Below are 18,373 nucleotides of genomic sequence, written 5' to 3' on the forward strand. Positions count from 1 at the left end.
TCTTATAAAGTCATTTACCTTGCCCGTGATTTAAATGGCTCTACTATGTGTTCGTTGGTCGAAAACCATAAAGCCAGAGTGCTCTGTTTGACCCTTGATAATGTTGCAGAGACCAGGAATGTATTTTTGAAAATCAGTTGTGCCTGCATTAAGGTTTTATTTATGACTCTAGTGAGGAAATTACTTTACCTAATCGCATCCTCAAAGATATAAAAGGCTTTACTGGCGATTAAGTCCAGTATCTGAAAGTTACAGGGGGCTGATAACCTTGGTCTTTCATACCTATGTAAGCGCTATTGAGCTAAAAAGTTCTCCGCACCTGACAGAGTTTTGAGACTAGTATTGGCGCCAGATTTCAGTGCCGTTCCCGCAATTGATGTTTATATAAATTTTGGAGATCCTTCTAAGGAAACCTGAATGTTTATTGTACTGAGTAATTTGCATATATAACCCCGTCAAGATTTTACCCAGGTGTATTGGCAGAATTTGATGCCAATTTGGCATAGAAGTTTGGCGCTCGGTTTTCTAATCTTCTGCCCATAACAATGTACCCATCCATAGAGATGGCCTGATAGTTTGGAGTCTAGGTAATAACCGGTATGGTCGTTTACTGCGGGTCCTAAGTGGTAGCTTATGTGTAGTCGTTTATCTTGGATATTGTGGTCCGGAGCTCTCTTGTTATTGGCTGGCTGTGATCCCCCCGGGGAATTCCACCCCATAGCGAGGGTGGAACCATTGGTCATACTATCAATTGAGAGCCTCTAATCAGCTATCTGATTAAGTTACTGCATTGATCATCGGGTTGTCTTCTTCGTCGTGTTTTGGCAATGCAAGCGAAATGAAGGTTGCCAAAAACAGCAAGCACGTGGATACCAACAGGCAAGCTTGTAAACCGGCAATCTGGAAAATCCAGCCCGACAACAGAGTTCCGGTAAGACGGCCCAGAGCGTTAGCCATGTAGTAAAACCCCACATCCATAGAAACGCCATCTTCTCTGGCATAAGCGACGATCAAGTAGCTGTGCACAGAAGAGTTCACTGCAAATAACACAGCGAATACCATGAGGCCCAACAAAATGCTGAGTTGAGGGTGGAAGCCGATATAGAGTGAGAAGGCAATCAGCGCAGGTATCAGAGTTAATGCGCAGCCCCACAATAGGGCGGTTCGCCCATCAGGCAGTGCCGAAGAAAAACTTCCAGTGATCCTTGGGGCAAAGGCTTGTGCTGCGCCATAACCGATGATCCAGCAGGCTAGGAATGCACCGACTTGCCAGTGGCCCCAGTCGAATTGGCTCGCCAGGAAAACGGGCAGGGCGATTACAAACCAAACATCACGAGATGCAAATAGGAACAGTCTTGCTGCCGCAAGGATATTCACCGGGCGACTCTTAGAAAATACATCTTGAAAGCGGGCTTTCACCTTTGCTTTACCCAAGTCTTTTCGTAAAAATTTCTTACTCAATAGCAATACTGAGGCGAGAGCGACTGCCATTGCGAATATAGCCCCACGAAATTCCAGTAATGCCAATAGGCCTCCCCCCATAAAGAACCCAATGCCTTTCAGGGCATTCTTGGAGCCAGTCAGTAGGGCAATCCAGCGATAAAGAGTTCCTTGGGTATTGTCGTCAGGTAGTAAAAGCTTGATTGAGCTTTTCGCGCTCATCTTGTTTAGGTCTTTGGCTATGCCAGATATTCCCTGAGCGGCCATAACCAAAGACACACTGAGATAGCTAGAAGGGACCAATAACAGAGCTAAAGCGCAAACCTGTAATATCAGACCAATATTCATGGTGCGATTAAGGCCGAGCCGGGCACCGAGCCATCCCCCCACCAAATTGGTGACTACTCCAAAAAACTCATAGAAAAGAAACAGTAGGGCTATATCGAGAGGGGTGTACCCGAGGGTATGGAAATGCAGAAGCACCAGCATGCGCAGTGCGCCATCGGTTAGAGTAAAAGACCAATAGTTACCAGTCACCAATAAATATTGGCGTACCGAGGGCGAAAGGGTGGAGAAAAACTGCATGGGTTTTGGCTCTAACTACTAGGGGCTGGCCTGAAGATCAGGCCAGCCCCGCGGGTATTTATCAGTTTTTTATTGGTGGGATCTAAGACATTGGCTTATCCAATCAGGCGAGCCAGCTCTGCAGTACGGTTGGCATAGCCCCACTCGTTGTCATACCAGGTATAAATTTTCACTTGAGTGCCATTGACCACCATGGTGGACAGTGCATCAACAATGCTGGAACGTGGGTCGGTTTTGTAATCCACAGATACCAGAGGACGTTCCTCATAACCGAGAATATTTTTCAGCTCGCCCTCTGCTGCGGTTTTCAGTAAGTTATTAACTTCATCCACAGTTGTTTCCCGTTCTACTTCGAAAACACAATCCGTCAGGGAGGCATTGGCCAGCGGGACTCGTACGGCATGGCCGTTCAGCTTGCCAGTCAACTCCGGGAAGATGGCGGTGATTGCTGTGGCTGAGCCGGTAGTAGTGGGTATCAGACTGGCTCCACAGGCCCTTGCGCGGCGCAGATCTGCATGGGGCGCATCAAGGATTGTCTGGGTATTAGTGATATCGTGGATAGTAGTGATAGAGCCATGCTTGATGCCCAGTTTTTCATGTATCACTTTTACCACCGGGGCCAAACAGTTAGTGGTGCAGGAGGCTGCAGTAACAATTTGATGCTTGGCTGGATCATAAATATGCTGATTCACCCCCAAAACAATATTTGGGACCCCGTCTTCTTTGACGGGGGCCGAAACCAGCACACGCTTTACCCCCTGCTTTAAATAGCCCTCCAATTGCGCGCTAGTCTTCATTTTCCCAGAGGCTTCAATAACCAGGTCGCAAGCACTCCAGTCTGTGTCGGCAATGGCGAGATTATGGCTACAACTTATTTCCTGGCCAGCAACCGTAATTGTGTTGTCCTTAGCTTCTGCATAATGCTGCCAACGCCCGTGTACCGAATCAAAATTCAGTAAATGCGCAAGGGTGGAAGCATCTCCAGCGGGGTCATTGATTTGCACAAACTCCAATTCTGGCCAGTCCCAGGCTGCGCGCAGCACAAGCCGACCGATACGACCAAATCCATTGATTCCGACTTTGATAGCCATGTTGTAACTCCTGAGTAATCTAAATATATGAAAAATCGCATATATCCAGGTAAATTTTTTCAGCGACTTAGTGATATTACTTGCCAGCAAAATACCTACTGCCGTGACTTAGCAGCATAGGCTAGCTCTTTGGGGCCTATCTCCCATTAGGATCAAGTTGCGAAGATCTTCGGCAATAAAGTGCTGATTTGCCTGCAAAGTGTCTTGAAGGATCGATTTGGCCCAGCTGCCCAGTTCAGGGTTGATGCGGTAAAAGATCCACTGTCCCTGGCGGCGGTCCCGCAATAAATCAGCGCCGCGGAGTAGGGCTAAGTGCCGAGATATTTTGGGCTGGCTCAAACCCATAGCAGCAGTGAGCTCGCACACACAAAGTTCTCCCTCGTGGGTGATCAGTAGAAGCGTACGCAGGCGGGTATCGTCTGCCAGGCACTTGTAGAACTGAACTGGGTTCAAGGCTTACCCCAAATCTTGTTTATGCCGCTTTAGCGGCCTTGTTATACACCAGTACAAAAAGTTTGATGCGGGTACTCAGTTCCAACACCGTTGTGTAAAAGGGTTTGAAGCAATGCCGACTGGCAGGGTCTTCAAAATTCCATGAGATCAATTTTCCGTGCCCAGCGGCAGGCACATATTCATTGTGGCTTTTATCACATAAGGTAATGACTAAATCAAAATCCCGGTCAGCTACTTCTTGTAAACTCTTGGAAAAGAGCCCTTTGATCGGGATACCAAAACGTTGGAGAGCCTTGATGGCACGAACGTCCACCGGGGTGGGGTCTGTCCCTGCACTTGAAACCTCGAAGAACTCTCCCCCATAGTTACGCAGTAAAGCCTCAGCTATTAATGAACGAGCCGAATTCCCCGAGCAGACAAACAAAATCTGCCTCTTCATAAATTGCTCCCGAACGGTAAACCGTCCGACTTAGTCCGCATTATATATGGAAAAACGAATATTCAAAGGACCAAAAAAACCGGGAGCAGGTCCCGGTTATTCACTATAAATGTTTAGAGCTTGAACTCTGCCCAGACCGGCGCATGGTCTGAGGGGCGCTCCATAGCGCGTATATCATAATCGACCCCTGTGGCCACACAATGTTCCATCAGAGGGCTTGTAGCCATAATCAAGTCGATCCGCAGCCCACGCTTGGGCTCGCGGTCAAAACCCTTACTGCGATAGTCAAACCAGCTAAATACATCATCTGTATCAGGATTCATCGCACGGAAAGTATCCGCCAAGCCCCAGGCCTCAATTGTCTGCAGCCATTCGCGCTCTTCTGGAAGGAAGCTGCACTTGCCGTCGCGCAGCCAGCGCTTGCGATTGGGCTCGCCGATACCGATATCTTGATCACTCGGAGAGATGTTCATGTCGCCAATAACCAGCACCGGGGCTTCGGGATCGCAGGTGGTTTGTAGATAGGTATCGAGGTCAGCGTAGTACTTTTGCTTTGCCGGGAATTTTACTGGGTGTTCACGATTCTCGCCCTGGGGAAAGTAGCCGTTGATGACGGTGAGAGGTTTACTGCCGCCAATATCGAACTTTCCCATGACCATACGGCGCTGGGCGTTATCGTCGTCGGTAGGAAAGCCATATTCGCGATCGATAAATGGTAGGCGTGAGAGCAGGGCAACACCGTAGTGTGTTTTTTGGCCAAAATAGATTAGCTCGTAACCCAGGTCGCGAATGGCATCTACAGGAAAGTCTTCATCGGTAACCTTGGTTTCCTGAAGACCAATGATATCGGGTTGATGGCTATCTACCAGAGCCTGCATTTGGTGCAGGCGAGTGCGAATACTGTTGACGTTAAAGGAAACGACTTTCATTTCTTCCCCCAAATGAAAAAGGTCGGGCAAGCCCGACCTAATTGTTTACTGTGCGCATGGGTGTGCCTGGCACACCCAAAGGGCATCACATCTTTAGAAATTGGCGACTTGCGGCGGTGCCTTGCTGGCTTTGTCAGCCAGTCCAATAAAGTCCGCCATTATATAGCCCGCTTCGTTCAAGATTGGATCTTTTTCCAATTTGATTTCCACAGGGCCACCAATAGTTGCCACTTCTTCAGACTCACTCTCTTCATAAGCCTCGAAATCCTTGTAGGGTTCAAGCCCTTTTGCTTCGCGACGGCGGTTCTCCATGGAGAGCAGGCGCTGGTTCACGTTTTCACGTTCTTGCTCTCGCATTACCTCATTAAGGGAGAGATGCTTTCTGTCGGCGCGTTCGCTCTCAAACTTGAATTGATCGCGCAGGAATATGAAGTCCGGATCTGATGCTGTGCGCTTATTGTGCTTAGTGAGCAGATTAGGAATCAGAGTCTTCAGATTAAAGTACTTGGCGTGTGGTACGGCGTGGATACGGTCCCAGGGCAGGGCGGTATCGTAAGCGCTTTCACCAACACTCTCCGCATCAATAAGTTGCGGCATGGGGATATCGGGTTTCACGCCCGCGTGCTGGGTGCTATCACCAGATACGCGGTAGAACTTGGACTGGGTAATTTTTAACTGGCCTTCTTTCAGGGGCGCCATAGTTTGCACGGTGCCTTTACCAAAAGATTGATTGCCAACAACCAAGCCGCGGTTGTAGTCCTGGATGGCGCCGGCGAAGATCTCGGAAGCTGATGCCGAGAGGCGGTTAATCAATACCATCAGCGGGCCGCGATACATTGCGCGAGAGCGGGAGCGGTTGTGCCGTGAAATCTGCTCATTAGCGTGGCGGATTTGGACTACTGGACCCTGATCGATAAACAGGTCGGTCAACATGGTGGCTTCCTGTAGGGAGCCGCCGCCATTGTTGCGTAGATCCAGAATGATACCGTCTACCTTTTCCTCTTTCAGTTCGCTGAGCAATCTAGCCACATCGCGGGTAGTACTCTTGTAATTGGGGTCGCGGCGACGGTAGGCGTCAAAGTCTATATAGAAGGTCGGCAAGTTGATTACACCGATCTTGTAGCTCTTCTTACCATCTGAAAATTCGAATACGGCCTTCTTGGCAGCCTGATCTTCAAGCTTCACTTTACTGCGCTTGATCAGGATGGTCTTGTGGGTGCCGTCGCCGCCGGTGGGAATAGTTTCCAGGCGCACGAAGGTGCCGGCCTTACCGCGGATTAGATCCACCACGTCATCCAGCCGCCAGCCGACGACATCGACCATTTCACCATCTTTATCCTGGCCGACCCCTACAATCTTGTCGTTAGGCTTGATCTTACCGGTGCGGTCAGCAGGACCACCCGCTACCAATCGGGCAACCTTGGTGTATTCCTCATCCCCCTGCAGCACGGCACCGATGCCCTCCAGAGACAACGACATACTCATGTTGAAGTTTTCCAGGGAGCGTGGGGACAGATAGTTACTGTGGGGATCATAGAGGCGAGTCAACGAGTTCATATAGAGCTCGAATACGTCATTGCTGTTTTGCTGCTCAAGGCGCTTCTTTTGACCTTTATAGCGGCGTTCCAGCAAATCGCGAATATCCTCATCCTCTTTACCTGTGAGCCTCAGGTTTAAGACGCTGCTCTTCAGGCGCTTACGCCAAAGATCATCGGCATCACTGATGGAGGTAGGCCACTGACTCTCCTCACGGTCGAGTTCGAGGGATTCATCGCGATCGAAATCGAAAGCGGGCAAGCCTTTTTCGAGCTGGGATAGGATATTGTCCAACCGATCGCCCATACGCAGGCGGAAACGGTTATAAATTTCAAAGCCTGCTTTGACATCGCCAGCGCGTAACTGGTCATCCAGCTTGGTTTGCCATTCGCGGAACTCATTGATGTCTGAGGCGAGGAAGTAGCTTTTGGTGGGATCTAGAGCATCAATGTACTCGTCCCAAAGGTCTTCCGACATTTCGTCTCCGACCTTGATTTTGTTGTAGTGCAGCATTTCTAGCTTGCCGACAATCTCCCTGGCAGTACTGCCCTGGTCCTTTTCAGGAGCCAGAGGCTCGGTCTCTGCCAGAGCGGTTGTGGAAAGCAGGCCAATGACCAAGAAGCCGGAAAATAGAGCGGCGATCCGATTGGTAAGCATAGGGAGTCTCTTTATACGTCCTACTTCATAGGCGACCAGCCTTTATGGCTTAGCGACCTATAGCTTAGGACAAGTATAAAGGCTGAAAGCTCCGAAGGGCATGAAATACCTCCAATCAGAGATGGATCTTTTCCACATTAGGCACATTTAGCAAAATAGAGTTTCCTACTATCCATTATTTAGGGCATTTGGTCTCAAATGGAGGCGGTTGGCACGGCTCGGTTTTGATGATTTTTACGTCTGAAGAGCATTTTTGACCAGCTAGTCGAGCATAGAGTGATTGAGTGCCGGGAAAATGGATACCGCTAAAAAGAAAAGGAATTGAGTTGATACACCCGCTGTTTTAAGAGCCCCCTAACAGTTCCGGGATGTCTTTAGCGTTCTGAGTGGTTCGGGTGAAAGTGCAGCTTCGCAAGGATATCCAGCCCTCAGAATGAAATCGCAACACAGAGTGAACTGCTCTAAAAGACTTACCGGAAGGGCCCCTAAGGCCGAATTTTCTTTTACGGCGAGCGGTGCCAAGCAGCGGCAATCCTCAAGTCCCGCAGAGTCATTCTGAATTAGTTCAGAGGCCTTTTAAATGCGTACTGCTTCAACGTGGCTTAACGGTCACGCCCGAGGGCTCAATTAATGGGATTGGTTACCGATTATTTATATCTAAGACATAAGTATTGATATTGAAGGTAAGCATCTAGGCGAGAGTTAATTGCGGTTCAGGTCAACCTTTTCTGCTTAATACTGCTCATTATTCCCGGTAAAAATGTTGCACTGAATCGATCTACTGGCTCCCTAGTGCTGTTCCATGGAGTTGTAGGATGAAGGTTGAATTTGCAACGTCGCGTTCACAAGAAATCTATGAGATGGCTGACCTAGCGGTAATAGGTGTAAGTCCTTTCAACAGCTACTTTTCCGAGGGGCAGATTGCTCGGCTTGCAAAGTGGGCGCAAAGTCACTTTAAGCGAGTCATGTTTTTTATTCCCGATAATGCTGCTGAATATACACAGATCGCACTTGGCTATGAGGAAGAGAAGGCGAGAAAAAGAGCTCGACGACAGTGCCACTATCTGCATAACAAGGTCTATCGCGCTTCGGGCTCGTGTGCTGTAGACAGTGAATTGGTTGACTCCGAGTGGTTGAAACAATCTGAGCTCTATTCTCGCTGGCTCTATCAGTTTGAGCAGGAGTTTCACTTGAATGATGGTTTCCGCGAGGGTTGCTTGGAGGCTAGTAGATGGGTGCTGGAGCATCATCTTGCGGAAGAAGAAGTTACTGTCGAGATGGTTTCAATAGCGGTGAGATATCTTTTGGCGGAGTTGCCGGTGATTTTGCATTCTGCAGATATCGTGGGTACAGATTCCTCATGTTTCTGCTATCACAGCTGTCCCAGATATTTAGATGACCTTTTTCACGAGAGTGGCCAAGAGGCTGCAGGAGAGAGAAATGGTTATGTGATTGTGAGAAATGACGGTGAGTAATAGTAGACGCTATGGCCTGTGAATGTGGTGTGAAAGGACACAGTTAATCTAGAAAATACATTAATAAATGGGTGTAACTCATTGATATATATGAGTTTGTAAAAACTTAATGTAAATTCTAACTTTCAGGGGGCGAGTGAAGCAAAAGCTCCGCTCGCCTTTGGTTCATTAGGTTAATTTGGTAGCTGCTTGGTCATTATGATGTGGTCGATATTGTAACCGTGCTTAGTGACAGCCAATTCAAGCAGCTCATCTACAATGGCCTCATCCAGCTGTGGAGTTCGACTTAGAAGATAAAGGCTGCTGCGATCGGGGTCGCCCACGAGGGACCATTGATATGCTGGGTCTAGTTCTAGAACCCAGTAGTTACCATTGGTTTTCCCATCGAAGAATGAAACCGCAAGTTTGCTATTCGTATCATCTAGAGGGGTAGCGGTACCTTGCACGCTGATGGGAAAACCGTACTTCGGGTGTAGGATTCGGCAAAAGTTGAAAACACTGAGTGTGCCATCATCGTTGAGACCATAGTCTGCCGTGACTGCTGTACAAGCAGGCTGGAAGATCTGTGGCAATCGGGCTATTTCATACCACTTGCCAACGTACTGATAGACGTCCACGTAGGGAACCGTCTCAAGCTCAGACTCATTATCAGCCCAGGAGAGATGCGCTCCAAAAGCCAATAGAAGAACCCCCAAACCTTTTGCCAAACCCTTCATATTCACATTTCCTTGTCATTGGATTGAATCACTTTCCACCGTACCAATTGTGCGATGGCAAACTCTTTACGGAAGGCAAGCTGGAACGGATTAATCAATTGTTCGTTTGGGGCAAAGCTTCACAATAACTTCAAGAATGGCCAGCACTACCCACTAAACTTAGGCCAATCGATTGACAAAGAGGGAAACCTTAACTGTCTGCCTATTCATTAGCGCAGTAGTAAGGAAGTAAGAGTGAATAAAAAACCATCACTATCGGCTGTAGTTGCATTGACATGGGCGGTTAGTTGGAGGGCGATCCTTATCAACCTTCCGATTTATATGCCGTTTTCCATTCTATCTAAACTGGGCTACGGGTTTCCTGTTTGGTTTTGGTACCTTCTGTGTATCTTGGGTGGATTTTTGTCTTATGTTCTTGCGTTTTGGTGGCTCTTCTCGCGAGGTTACGGCGCCCCAAATCTCCGGAAATTGAAAATAGTTGAATAAAAAAACAGCAACAAGCAAGTATCAAACGGTATAGATTGAGGTCGCTCTTCCGGCATCGTCGCAAATTCATTGTGGCAACTAGGGCTGATAACTACTCCAATCATGCTAAACCAAGTAAGAAGGCCATCCTATGTCACAGGAAATTCCCGTTGATGTACTGATCCTAGGAGGTGGTATTCAGGGGGTAACCCTGATGAGAGAGCTGATACCAGAGTACTCGGTGGTACTGGTCGACGATGAGTTCGGTGACGCCGAGTCTCTACATTTCCACGGTTATTTCTCTTCCGGCTGGAATGCGGCTAACCCCCAAGCTGCTGAAATTTACCGATGTGCCGCGCAGCGCTGGCACAAAGAACTTGCAACTAGCGGCGTGAATAGTCGCATAACAGATTTCCATGCAGCACTGACTCCGGACTTTCTAAACACTGTTGAAGATAACTGGGCCACAGCGGCTATTCCCTTTGAGGAAGTTGAGTTGCCCGAGATCTTTGATCCGGATAATTTGCCATCAAATCGCAGGTTCAGATTTCCTGATGATCTTATTTTTGATGGAGCTGCAGCCTATCGCAGTGTGAGCGAACCTTTGAGGAAGCAAATCTATCGTGGGAGGTTGGCCTCGTTTCAGCTTGGGGGGGCAGGGATTGAGCAAGTAACTCTGGATATGGATGGTCGCTCGTGTGAGTTAAAACCAGAGCTGGTGATTTCTGCCTGTGGTGCGGGGAATGCTGAAGTAATTCGGCACTTGGGTGTGGCAGAGGAGCAGATACAAAATGCCCAGTTAGTAAGACCTCTGCATATGCTCTTAGCCCGCGGCCCCAATATCCCGCCAGTTTCAGCTTTGTTGATCGACTTGGTGGTGATGTACCACCCGCTGGAGGATGGGGAAGGGCTCTGGATTCTAACGCTTAACCCAGAAGTTCCGAAGTTCAAGGCGGGTGTTGTCGATATGTGTATCCCGCCAGAAATAGAGAATGATCTACTTTGTGCATCTTTTGAGCGCCTTTCCAGCGCGATGTTGGCTTTTGAGGCTTGGGCGCAGGGCTGCCAGTGGTCGGTATATGCAGGCTGGAAAACAGATGCACCGGGACCAGATGGTGATCTATTAGTGGGCTTGGATTATCCCACACCATACCAACTGGATGATTATGGCGTGAAAAATTTTCTCGCGGTATGGCCAAACCATTGGGGCTTGGCTGCTAATGTTGCCGCTGACGCTGGAAGTTGGGTGCGTTCCAAGCTCAAAAGCTGTCACCCCCAGCCGGGCGCCGATAGTGGATTATCTCCAGGCTCGGGGGTTGGCCATCCCATAGAAAATAAGTGGCAGAGCGACAAACTCAATTGGCTGTGCTGGGAAGATTTCGCTCGAAAAGTAGGTTATCACCGTTAACTTTAACCTCTTCGGGTTAATCAATTTGATTGGTTTCTGTCCGCTGTGGATATAAATACATCGCTCTAAGGAGCAAAATAAACGTCATGCAATGAAACTGTTGCTTGCAACGGTGAGTTTTTTCTGTATCTTAAAAACAAAATGTAACCGGTTACATTTTGCTGCAGGGGTCTGTGAAAGAAGAAATGGACCAGTAGCGATGCAAGATACTTGGCCGGATGGAAAGCGAAAACAATAAGAACCTGGTTGCCAGAGGCAGCTATACGGGAAGTGGTATGGGAAAAAAAATAAGAATGGGCATGGTCGGTGGTGGAGAGGGTGCCTTTATTGGTGCGATCCATCGTATGGCAGCTTCCCTCGACGGTGAGATAGCGCTGGTGGCGGGATGTTTTAGCAGTAATCCCGAGCGCGGCCGTAGCAGTGGAGAGAAGTTGGGCCTTAACCCAGAGCGCGTTTACCAGAGTTATGAGCAGATGCTCCTGGAGGAATCCCAGCTTCCTGTTGATGAGCGCATAGAGTTTGTCTCTGTGGTAACTCCCAATGATTTACATCTACCAGTTTCTATTGCCGCACTGCGAGCGGGGTTTCATGTTCTCTCTGATAAGCCAGCCGCTTGCACACTTGAGGAAACCCTTGCGCTCAAAAACGAGGTCGTACGGAGCGGCCATCTCTATGGTTTGACTCATACCTATGCGGCTTATCCACTTGCGACACAGGCCAGGGCAATCTTAGCCAGGGGAGAGCTAGGGCAAGTCCGCCGGGTAACTGTTGCCTACCCACAAGGCTGGCTGGCATTGGCTGGCGACTCCAGCGGAAGTAAACAAGCCAGTTGGCGGACAGATCCCACACGCTCGGGGGAAAGTGGCTGTTTTGCCGACATTGGTACCCATGCTCATCACTTGGTCGAATTCTTTACCGATCAGCGTATCACTGAGGTCTGTGCGGACTTGCAATCAGTAGTCGACCAAAGGGCTCTGGATGATGATGGTGCGGCGCTATTTAAATTAGATCAGGGTGCGCGCGGCACCCTGACAGCCAGCCAAGTCTGTGGTGGGGAAGGGAATAACCTGAATATCAGCGTTTATTGCGAACATGGCTCGCTGTTCTGGGAGCAGGAATCTCCCAATCAATTGCAGTTAAAACGCAGGGGGCAGCCAGTGGCCCTCTTGAAGGCTGGTGCAGACTGTGGATACCTGGATGACGAGGTCCGAGCTCTTTGTCGAACCCCGCAGGGGCATCCTGAAGGTTATATAGAGGCCTTTGCGAATATTTACCGCGACTTTGCTGCCCAGGTTCGATGCCGCCGGCAAGAACAACCCATTAAAGAAAGTTCTGTCGTGGGGGATATTGATGCGGGTGTCCGTGCTATGGCATTTGTGCGCGGTGCATTGGAAAGCAGTCGTGCGAGTTCTTCTTGGGTGGCTCTGTCGCCATATTGGGAATAAGCAGCTAAATCGTATTGATTCATTTTCAAATAATTTAGGAACCTCTGGCAGGGTGGAAGTCCGGCAGTTAGTACGGCACAGGGAGGTGTCGATGTCGGCCCAGTGCCAGTCCGCTTTTGGAAAGATAGCATTGTGCTTTTCAAAAGAAGCAAGCTGATCACCCAGGAAGGATTGATTGCTTGCAGAGGTAAATAAGTACAGCAGTAAAAAGGATAAGAATAAATGAAGGCACCCAGAATTCAGGGGCCCGGGATATTTCTCGCCCAGTTCCTCCCTCCGAGCGACCAACCGGCTTCACTGGAGTCTATGGCCTGCTGGGCATCGGATCTGGGTTATAAAGGCATTCAGGTTCCCACTTGGGACAAGCGCATCTTTGATCTGGAATTAGCCAGCAGTAGCCAGGCTTACTGTGACGATGTTTTGGGAATCTGTGAGAAGGCGGGAGTTGAAATCTCAGAACTTTCCACGCATTTGCAGGGCCAGCTGGTTGCAGCGCATCCAGCATATAAAGAAATGCTGGATATTTTTTCCCCAGAGGAAGTGCGAGGCAACTTGCCAGCCCGCGCTGAGTGGGCGAGCAATCAACTGATGTTGGCTGCTCGTGCCAGTGCCAATCTAAAGCTTAAGTCGCACGCTACATTTTCTGGCGCACTACTTTGGCATACTTTTTATCCCTGGCCCCAACGCCCCGCAATGTTAGTGGAAGAGGGCTTTCGCGAACTGGGCCGGCTGTGGCGCCCTATATTGGATGCGTTTGACAGTGCTGGAGTTGATGTCTGTTATGAGCTTCACCCCGGTGAAGATCTGCACGACGGGTTGACCTTTGAACGTTTCCTCTACGAAGTGGAGGACCACCCAAGAGCGAATATCCTCTATGACCCCAGCCACCTGCTTTTGCAGCAGATGGACTACCTGGCTTTTATTGATATCTATCACGAGCGAATCAAGGCGTTTCACGTGAAAGATGCTGAATTCCATCCGAGTGGTAGGGCCGGAGTTTATGGCGGTTATGCCCCTTGGATTGATAGACCTGGCCGTTTCCGTTCCCTGGGCGATGGTCAAGTGGACTTCCGCGGGATTTTCAGCCGCTTAACCCAATACGGTTACGACCGCTGGGCGGTACTCGAATGGGAGTGTTGCATTAAGGATCAACAACAGGGGGCCAGTGAGGGGGCACCATTTATTCGCGATCACCTGATTACCGTGGCGGGTAAGGCTTTTGATGATTTTGCTGGTGCAGAAACAGATCGCGCGCGAAATCGTCGGATTTTAGGATTGGATTAAATTTTTCCAAACCAAGTGAATAACCAATAACAATAAATCATGCGGAGACTGGATAAATGAGTACGATGATAACGCCCCAGAACAAGAGAATATTCTTGGTGGGTAATCTCTCCATTTTTATGATTGGCTTGGGCATGGCTGTGCGGACGGTGATAGCCACTAACTTGCAGGAAGATATCTATAACCATATAGACCTAGCTAACTCCACCACTATGCTCGGTGAAGCAATTGGTATTACCTTTGCTGGATTTGCTTTCACACTTCTATTTGGAAGCGCACTTGTGGACTTGGTCGGTATCAAGCGAATGCTGATGCTCTCATCTATAGGTTATGTAGTGGGCAGTTTGCTTATTATTGCGGCATCTATGGTGACTCCAGGGGAGGGGGTGGAGAATCTGGTACTAGCTGGCCTGTTACTGACAGGCTTGGGCTGGGGTGCCGTGGAGGCAGCCAGTAATCCTATGGTTGCTGCAGTCGACCCAGAAAATAAAACGCAACGTTTAAACGTACTACATGCCTGGTGGCCTGCGGGCATTGTGGTTGGAGGATTACTGGGGTTGTCAATCTCTGCCCTCGAGCTTCCCTGGCAGTTGAACCTTGTCGTGTTGGCACTGCCGGCTGTTGTTATGGCTTGGCTTGTGGTTAAAACAGATTTCCCAGTTACTGAACGGGTTTCTTCAGGTATCAGTTATGGCGAAATGTTTAAAGAGGTATTCAAGCAGCCGATGTTTATCCTGCTGTGGGTGTGTATGTGGCTGACCGCCGCAACCGAGTTGGCCCCTGGGCAGTGGGTAGACCTGACCCTGTCACGCGTTGTTGGCATGAAGGGTATTCTTATTCTTGTTTATGTCAGCATGTTGATGTTTGTGATGCGCCACTTTGCCGGACGGCTGGCAAAGAAACTGTCTCCTATTGGGCTTCTATGGTTAAGCAGTCTCCTTGCCGCAATTGGGCTCTATTGCCTGGGTATGGCGAGAACGCCAGTAACTGCATTTTTGGCAGCGACTGTCTGGGGCATTGGTGTTTGTTATATGTGGCCCACTATGCTGGCCACAGTCTCCGAGCGTTTTGTGCGCGGTGGGGCATTGTTTCTGGGATTGCTGGGTTTTGCCGGTGGTATGTCTATCCAATTTGTTCTGCCAAAGCTTGGCGCTATTTTTGACAATGCCAAGATTGAGGCAGCGGGGGGCTTGGAAGCCTTTGAAAAGTTGAGTGGGGATGAGTTAGATGCGGTATTAGCCACCGCTTCTGTTGAGTCATTCCAGTCATTGGCAGTAGTTCCACTTATCCTGCTCCCCATTTTTGCCTTTATTTGGCTTTGGGATCGAAGGCAAGCAGCCAGCAAATCAGAAGCAGCCGTTTCAGTGGGGAATCCGTAGATGGTATCCATCTGTGCGAAAATAACCCGCTTCTAACAGGTAATTAGCAGGAAATTATGTCAAACATTCGCGAAGTTGCACGCCGCTCCGGCGTATCGGTCGCGACCGTATCCCGAGCATTGAAAGATCCGCAGATGGTCTCTCCGCGAACCAGAGAGCGGGTGCTAAAGGCTGTAGAGGAGGCGGGCTACCGGCCGAACCTCCTTGCGCGGAACTTCAGTTCGGGCAAGTCATACGCAGTGATGGTTTTGGTTCCCAATATAGCTAATCCATTTTTTTCTCGGGTCATTCGCGGGATTGAGAAAGCTGCACAGGATCAAGGCTATTCGGTGCTGCTGGGGGACACAAAAGGGGATTCCAGCAATGAGCAATTTTATGCAGGTATGGCGCTAACCAATCAAGCGGATGGTGTTATCCAGCTTGGTAGTCGTTATCCGTTTGCAGAGAAGGACGCAAACCTGGCTGCATCTGTTCCTTTGGTGAATGCCTGTGAGCGCATAGTAGAAGATGATCGTTATCCAGTGGTGGAGTTGGATAACCATGGTGCGGCCCAGGAAGTTGCGCGGCACTTGATGAAGATGGGACACCGTCGCATCGGGGTTATTACCGGGCCCTCGCAGAGCCCTATAGTGCGAGACAGGCTGTCCGGATTTTCCGAGGCGCTAAAAAAACGTGGGTTAGAACTTGATCCTGAAATGGTTGTTCATGGGGAATTCACCATGACCTCTGGGCAGAAAGGCGCAGAGACTTTGCTATCGACCCCTCATCGGCCGACGGCCATTTTTTGTATGAACGATGAGATGGCAATTGGTGCTGTGCACCAAGTGAAGAGAATGGGCCTCAGGGTGCCGGAAGATGTGTCTGTTACAGGGTTCGATAACATTGAATTCTCACAATTCACAGATCCGCCTTTGACTACGATCAACCAGCCCGCAGAGGAGTTAGGCCGTTACGCAATGGAAACGCTGCGATTGATCATCGATGGCAAGCCATTGAAATCCAGCCGGACTATTTTGCCATTTGAGCTGGTGGAACGGGAGAGCACAGGTCCTTGTTCGGACAAGTGAGAGCCGCAGATTCCCATGGACTGTTGCCCTAAAAAGAGCGGCATTGATTAGATAACAGCGTTAGGTGTGGAGATAATAATGATGAAAAACCTTACTAAAGCCAGATCCAAACTATCCGTAGCGATTGCAGCAGCAGTGATGCTGGGTGCTGCAGGTTGCGAGCGGGTGCCCGTGTCGAGTACCCAACAAGTGGACGGAGAGTGGCGTTACCTGTTTGATGGAGAAACGTTACAGGGCTGGACTGGCACAAATGGCTCGCAAATTGGAGAGGCCTGGCAGGTTGTTAATGGCAATCTGGTCTTAACTGCCGGGGGTGCTGGGGACCTGGTAACAGCTGAACAATTCGAGGATTTTGAATTGCAGCTGGAGTGGAAAATTTCTGAGGGTGGCAACAGTGGCATTATTTATCGTGTCGCTGATGGAGATGCGCCAGTTTGGATGAGTGGCATGGAATACCAGGTGTTGGACAATGCTGCGTTTCCCAATCTGGAAAAGCCAAGCCACAGCGCCGGCTCAGTGTTTGATATGTATGCGCCCAGTGAAGAGAGTGTCAAACCTGCGGGGCAGTTTAACCAAACTCGTATACGCGTAGAGAACGGAAAGGTCGAACATTGGTTGAACGGCAACAAGATTGTTAGCTACGAGCTTTGGTCAGAGGATTGGGGCAAGCGTTTGGCGGGCAGCAAGTTTTCGAATTATCCAGATTTCGCACGCTCTGAAAGCGGCTATATCGCTTTGCAGGATCATGGTGACAAGGTCTGGTATCGCAATATAAAAATTCGGGAGCTATAAGCTCATGGGTATTTCAGGAATCAGTCTCTGGCAAATCCTGATAGTACTGGTGCTTGCAGTTTTACTGTTTGGCAGCGGCAAGATTCGTCGTATGGGAGAAGACCTGGGGGGAGCAATCAGTGGCTTTCGCCGCTCTTTAAAGGATAACGGAGAAGAAGGCTTCTCTGCTGAATCTCCCTCAAAATCTGCTGCTGAGGTTTCCCAAATAGGAGGGCGGCAATGACTATCAATAGAAGGCGGTTTTTGGCAAATAGTGCAAGGCTGGCAGCTTTGGGGCTTGCTGCTCCCTTTATTGGGTTTAGTCGTCTTAGCCACAGCACTGCAAGTGAACGCTTTTTCAAAATCTCTTTAGCCCAGTGGTCCCTGCATCGGCAACTGCGAAGTGGAGCTCTTAAAGTTCTGGACTTTCCAGTAAAAACACGCAAAGTCTTTGGCATTGAAGCGGTTGAGTATGTCAATCAGTTCTTTAAGGATCAGGCAAAGGACTTGAAGTTTCTCGCTGCAATGAAGGCTAGAGCAGAAGACCATAATGTTCGCAGTCTGTTGATTATGGTTGATGGCGAAGGCGACCTAGGCGACCCCGATAAAGGCAAGAGAAAGCAGGCCATAGAGAACCATTACAAATGGGTCGAAGCGGCTAAGTACCTCAATTGTCACTCTGTGCGTGTCAATGCCGCAGGGCAGGGGAGTCGCGAAGAAGTCGGTAAGGCTGCTGTTGAGGGACTGCGCGCGCTTTCGGAATTCGCCCAGGATTTCAATATTAACGTGATTGTTGAGAATCATGGTGGCTATTCATCGAACGGGGAGTGGTTGTCACAGGTCCTTCAGCGTGTAGATATGTCCAACTGTGGCAGCTTGCCGGATTTTGGAAACTTCGGAGATTACGATCGCTATTTGGGGGTTCAGCAACTGATGCCGTTCGCCCAGGGTGTTAGTGCCAAAAGCTTTGAGTTCGATTCAGCGGGAATTGAAATCAATACGGATTTTGCTCGGATGTTACGGATAATTCGCGATGCGGGTTATCGAGGCTATATCGGCATTGAGTTTGAAGGGCCGGGAGATGAGGACCATGGAATCCTGGCAACTAAGCAGCTACTTGTGCAGCTTGGCAGGAAGGTGGAGCTGCCCGCGCAACTAAATGAAAAAAATTGATAAAATTTAGTTTCGCATGTAACCGGTTACATATTTTTAATTTCTCCAGACGTAAAAATA

General features: G+C 49.2%; 16 protein-coding genes. 9 read left to right on the forward strand and 7 right to left on the reverse strand.

Translation table 11 applies throughout. From position 1 onward, the window contains the following. Positions 1-777 precede the first annotated feature (777 nt). From arsJ to ACJJIC_RS13295, 6 genes are all read right to left on the reverse strand, one after another. Positions 778-2,025: an organoarsenical effux MFS transporter ArsJ gene (gene arsJ / locus ACJJIC_RS13270; protein WP_445357133.1), complete on the reverse strand. Its 1,248-nt coding sequence runs from the start codon at positions 2,023-2,025 to the stop codon at positions 778-780. Between the two features lie 95 nt (positions 2,026-2,120). Further along, positions 2,121-3,116 carry an ArsJ-associated glyceraldehyde-3-phosphate dehydrogenase gene (locus ACJJIC_RS13275; protein ID WP_445357134.1) on the reverse strand — a complete coding sequence of 332 codons (996 nt, stop codon included), beginning with the start codon at positions 3,114-3,116 and terminating at the stop codon, positions 2,121-2,123. 108 nt (positions 3,117-3,224) lie between these two features. Next, on the reverse strand, positions 3,225-3,569 hold the full coding sequence (locus ACJJIC_RS13280) for a metalloregulator ArsR/SmtB family transcription factor (RefSeq protein WP_445357135.1): 345 nt from the start codon (positions 3,567-3,569) through the stop codon (positions 3,225-3,227). A 19-nt stretch (positions 3,570-3,588) separates the two neighbouring features. Beyond that, on the reverse strand, positions 3,589-4,008 hold the full coding sequence (locus tag ACJJIC_RS13285) for an arsenate reductase ArsC (RefSeq protein ID WP_444909643.1): 420 nt from the start codon (positions 4,006-4,008) through the stop codon (positions 3,589-3,591). Between the two features lie 113 nt (positions 4,009-4,121). Next, positions 4,122-4,937 carry an exodeoxyribonuclease III gene (gene xthA, locus ACJJIC_RS13290; protein ID WP_445357136.1) on the reverse strand — a complete coding sequence of 272 codons (816 nt, stop codon included), beginning with the start codon at positions 4,935-4,937 and terminating at the stop codon, positions 4,122-4,124. A 93-nt stretch (positions 4,938-5,030) separates the two neighbouring features. Further along, positions 5,031-7,130: a carboxy terminal-processing peptidase gene (locus ACJJIC_RS13295; RefSeq protein ID WP_252085868.1), complete on the reverse strand. Its 2,100-nt coding sequence runs from the start codon at positions 7,128-7,130 to the stop codon at positions 5,031-5,033. An 815-nt stretch (positions 7,131-7,945) separates the two neighbouring features. Between ACJJIC_RS13295 and ACJJIC_RS13300 the strand changes: the two genes are divergently transcribed. Then, a complete protein-coding gene (locus ACJJIC_RS13300) occupies positions 7,946-8,605 on the forward strand; it encodes a tRNA-dependent cyclodipeptide synthase (protein WP_444904709.1) in 660 nt (219 codons plus the stop codon). Between the two features lie 173 nt (positions 8,606-8,778). Here ACJJIC_RS13300 and ACJJIC_RS13305 read toward each other — a convergent pair whose 3' ends face one another. Continuing rightward, positions 8,779-9,321, reverse strand: coding sequence for a lipocalin family protein (locus ACJJIC_RS13305; protein WP_444884956.1), 543 nt, complete (start codon positions 9,319-9,321; stop codon positions 8,779-8,781). Between the two features lie 616 nt (positions 9,322-9,937). Between ACJJIC_RS13305 and ACJJIC_RS13310 the strand changes: the two genes are divergently transcribed. From ACJJIC_RS13310 to ACJJIC_RS13345, 8 genes are all read left to right on the forward strand, one after another. Beyond that, entirely contained in the window at positions 9,938-11,194 is a 1,257-nt protein-coding gene (locus tag ACJJIC_RS13310) for an FAD-dependent oxidoreductase (protein WP_445357137.1), read from the forward strand. A gap of 275 nt (positions 11,195-11,469) precedes the next feature. Then, positions 11,470-12,639 carry a Gfo/Idh/MocA family protein gene (locus ACJJIC_RS13315; protein WP_445357138.1) on the forward strand — a complete coding sequence of 390 codons (1,170 nt, stop codon included), beginning with the start codon at positions 11,470-11,472 and terminating at the stop codon, positions 12,637-12,639. 222 nt (positions 12,640-12,861) lie between these two features. Beyond that, positions 12,862-13,923, forward strand: a complete 1,062-nt coding sequence (locus ACJJIC_RS13320; RefSeq protein ID WP_444884953.1) for a sugar phosphate isomerase/epimerase family protein — start codon at positions 12,862-12,864, stop codon at positions 13,921-13,923. Between the two features lie 56 nt (positions 13,924-13,979). After that, positions 13,980-15,302, forward strand: coding sequence for an MFS transporter (locus ACJJIC_RS13325; protein WP_444904713.1), 1,323 nt, complete (start codon positions 13,980-13,982; stop codon positions 15,300-15,302). A gap of 56 nt (positions 15,303-15,358) precedes the next feature. Continuing rightward, positions 15,359-16,369, forward strand: a complete 1,011-nt coding sequence (locus tag ACJJIC_RS13330; RefSeq protein WP_444884951.1) for a LacI family DNA-binding transcriptional regulator — start codon at positions 15,359-15,361, stop codon at positions 16,367-16,369. Between the two features lie 78 nt (positions 16,370-16,447). After that, positions 16,448-17,161, forward strand: a complete 714-nt coding sequence (locus ACJJIC_RS13335) for a 3-keto-disaccharide hydrolase (RefSeq protein ID WP_444886144.1) — start codon at positions 16,448-16,450, stop codon at positions 17,159-17,161. 4 nt (positions 17,162-17,165) lie between these two features. Further along, the gene (gene tatA, locus ACJJIC_RS13340) at positions 17,166-17,384 is read left to right on the forward strand and encodes a twin-arginine translocase TatA/TatE family subunit (protein ID WP_152453619.1); all 219 of its coding nucleotides are present in this window, start codon (positions 17,166-17,168) and stop codon (positions 17,382-17,384) included. Then, complete coding sequence (locus tag ACJJIC_RS13345; protein WP_445357139.1) at positions 17,381-18,313, forward strand: sugar phosphate isomerase/epimerase family protein; 933 nt, start codon at positions 17,381-17,383, stop codon at positions 18,311-18,313. Before tatA ends, ACJJIC_RS13345 begins: the two co-directional genes overlap by 4 nt. Positions 18,314-18,373: the final 60 nt, after the last annotated feature.

This window comes from Microbulbifer mixtoriginis (SeqCode) (assembly GCF_052468275.1).

Bases quoted from the DNA above. Each gene is read 5' to 3' on its own strand.
- arsJ (WP_445357133.1), bottom strand. From the start codon at position 2,025: ATGCAGTTTTTCTCCACCCTTTCGCCCTCGGTACGCCAATATTTATTG.
- ACJJIC_RS13325 (WP_444904713.1), top strand. From the start codon at position 13,980: ATGAGTACGATGATAACGCCCCAGAACAAGAGAATATTCTTGGTGGGT.
- ACJJIC_RS13330 (WP_444884951.1), top strand. From the start codon at position 15,359: ATGTCAAACATTCGCGAAGTTGCACGCCGCTCCGGCGTATCGGTCGCG.
- ACJJIC_RS13315 (WP_445357138.1), top strand. From the start codon at position 11,470: ATGGGAAAAAAAATAAGAATGGGCATGGTCGGTGGTGGAGAGGGTGCC.
- ACJJIC_RS13345 (WP_445357139.1), top strand. From the start codon at position 17,381: ATGACTATCAATAGAAGGCGGTTTTTGGCAAATAGTGCAAGGCTGGCA.
- ACJJIC_RS13295 (WP_252085868.1), bottom strand. From the start codon at position 7,130: ATGCTTACCAATCGGATCGCCGCTCTATTTTCCGGCTTCTTGGTCATT.
- ACJJIC_RS13275 (WP_445357134.1), bottom strand. From the start codon at position 3,116: ATGGCTATCAAAGTCGGAATCAATGGATTTGGTCGTATCGGTCGGCTT.
- ACJJIC_RS13335 (WP_444886144.1), top strand. From the start codon at position 16,448: ATGATGAAAAACCTTACTAAAGCCAGATCCAAACTATCCGTAGCGATT.
- ACJJIC_RS13310 (WP_445357137.1), top strand. From the start codon at position 9,938: ATGTCACAGGAAATTCCCGTTGATGTACTGATCCTAGGAGGTGGTATT.
- xthA (WP_445357136.1), bottom strand. From the start codon at position 4,937: ATGAAAGTCGTTTCCTTTAACGTCAACAGTATTCGCACTCGCCTGCAC.
- tatA (WP_152453619.1), top strand. From the start codon at position 17,166: ATGGGTATTTCAGGAATCAGTCTCTGGCAAATCCTGATAGTACTGGTG.
- ACJJIC_RS13285 (WP_444909643.1), bottom strand. From the start codon at position 4,008: ATGAAGAGGCAGATTTTGTTTGTCTGCTCGGGGAATTCGGCTCGTTCA.
- ACJJIC_RS13305 (WP_444884956.1), bottom strand. From the start codon at position 9,321: ATGAAGGGTTTGGCAAAAGGTTTGGGGGTTCTTCTATTGGCTTTTGGA.
- ACJJIC_RS13320 (WP_444884953.1), top strand. From the start codon at position 12,862: ATGAAGGCACCCAGAATTCAGGGGCCCGGGATATTTCTCGCCCAGTTC.
- ACJJIC_RS13300 (WP_444904709.1), top strand. From the start codon at position 7,946: ATGAAGGTTGAATTTGCAACGTCGCGTTCACAAGAAATCTATGAGATG.